Annotated in this window: 2 protein-coding genes and 1 pseudogene; 2 read left to right on the forward strand and 1 reads right to left on the reverse strand. The window is 71.4% G+C overall.

Annotated features, from left to right (window positions below):
* Positions 1 to 365: transposase (locus C1I92_RS32875; RefSeq protein ID WP_146605386.1), on the forward strand; the 365-nt coding region annotated here is incomplete at its 5' end.
* Between the two features lie 14 nt (positions 366 to 379).
* Positions 380 to 1,216 carry a DUF4097 family beta strand repeat-containing protein gene (locus C1I92_RS32880; protein WP_111258828.1) on the forward strand — a complete coding sequence of 279 codons (837 nt, stop codon included), beginning with the start codon at positions 380 to 382 and terminating at the stop codon, positions 1,214 to 1,216.
* Positions 1,217 to 1,331: 115 nt separating this feature from the next.
* Here the strand turns inward: C1I92_RS32880 and C1I92_RS34225 are convergent.
* Positions 1,332 to 1,575 (reverse strand): annotated as a pseudogene (locus C1I92_RS34225) (hypothetical protein); the annotation flags it as partial.

Genomic DNA, 1,575 nt, shown 5'->3' on the forward strand with positions numbered 1-1,575 from the left:
CGGAGCTGACCGCAGCCAAGATCGTCGGCGAGACCGCCGGCATCACCCGGTTCGCCAGCGAAGCCAAGTACGCCATGCACGCCGGTGTCGCCCCCGTCCCCGTGTGGTCGGGCCGGACCAAGGGCCGTGTGCGCATGAACAAATCCGGCAACCGGCAACTCAACGCCGCCCTGCACCGCATCGCGGTCACCCAGATCAGACTGCACGGCCTGGGCCGTGCCTACTACAACAAACGCATCACCGGCGGCGACACCACCACCGAAGCCCTGCGAGCCCTCAAACGACGACTCGCCCGAACCGTCTTCAACACCCTGAAGAACAACCCATCAACCGCGACCGCGCCGAACCTCGCAGCAGCGGCTTGACATAGGAGAAACGCATGGTCAACGAGACGGAGCCGGCGGGTGGGTCCCTCACCTCCCACCCGTCGCCGAGCACGCCGGGCGCCTCCGCGCCGGCCGGCCGGCGGCGGCCGGTGCGCCGGAGCCTGTCGTTCGCCGGGATCAGTGCCGCGGCGTTCGCGGGCCTGACCGCGGTGTTTTGGATCACCCACTCCACCGACACCGTGGCGATCGAGGAGCGGGTCGACCGCGTCGAGATCGACATCTCGTCCGGCCGGGTCGAGATCGTCGGGTCGGCGTCGGGCGAGACGCGGCTGGACTTCTCCGTCCGGTCCGGGTGGAGCCGCGACGGCGGCATCGACCACGCCGTGTCCGGTGGCGTGCTGCGCGTCACCGGCGGCTGCGACTCGGGTGTGTTCGGGGTCTGGTGCGAGTCCGACGTGACGATCACCATCCCATCTACTGCAGTCGTCACCGCCGACGCCTCCGCCGGCACGCTGGTGGTCTCGGGCCTGTCGGGCGAGACGTCGTTGCAGTCCGACGCCGGCTCGATCGAGGTGTCGGATCAGAGCGGACCGCTCACCGTCCACTCCGACGCCGGCGCGGTCCGCGTCTCCGGGCTGTCCGCTGACGTCGCCAAGGTCACGTCCAGCGCCGGCTCCGTCGAGGTGGAGGCTGTCGTCCCGCCCCGCTCGCTCGACGCCGAGTCCAGCGCCGGCTCCGTCCGCGTCGCCCTCCCCGCCGACGCCACCTACGACGTCGAGACCGACTCCGCCGTCGGCCGCGAGTTCGTCTCCGTCGACACGATGCCCGGCGCCCGGCATGAGATCCGCGCCTTCTCCAGCGCCGGCTCCGTCGAGGTCACCACCCGCTGACTCGCTTCTTCGGCAGGTCTCGATCCCCTCGTCGGCCGCGGGCCGAGGCGCGCCATCGGTTCGCCGCCGCAGGATCGCCGCCGCCGCCGGATCATCTACTACGCCACCGCATGCCTCAGCCCGTCTCGATCACCTGCCGCTCACCGATCCGTACCCGCGCGGCCGTCGTCGGCCGCGCCCCTTCCAACGTGCCGGTCTCGCCGCCCGACGCCGCCCACGTCACCACCCAGTTCGCCGTCGCCGTGATCTCGTAGGCCGCGCCTGGCCAGTCACCACTCGTCTGCTCGTAAACGTAGCCGCACTCCGGCGAGGCCCGCACACCCAGCCGCGCCTCGTACGCGACGCCAGGCCCCTCGCAC

Origin of the sequence: Jiangella anatolica (genome assembly GCF_003236295.1) — a bacterium.
GTDB classification, from domain to species: domain Bacteria; phylum Actinomycetota; class Actinomycetes; order Jiangellales; family Jiangellaceae; genus Jiangella; species Jiangella anatolica.

Coding starts and splice junctions, on each gene's coding strand:
- C1I92_RS32880 (WP_111258828.1), top strand. CDS start 380: ATGGTCAACGAGACGGAGCCGGCGGGTGGGTCCCTCACCTCCCACCCG.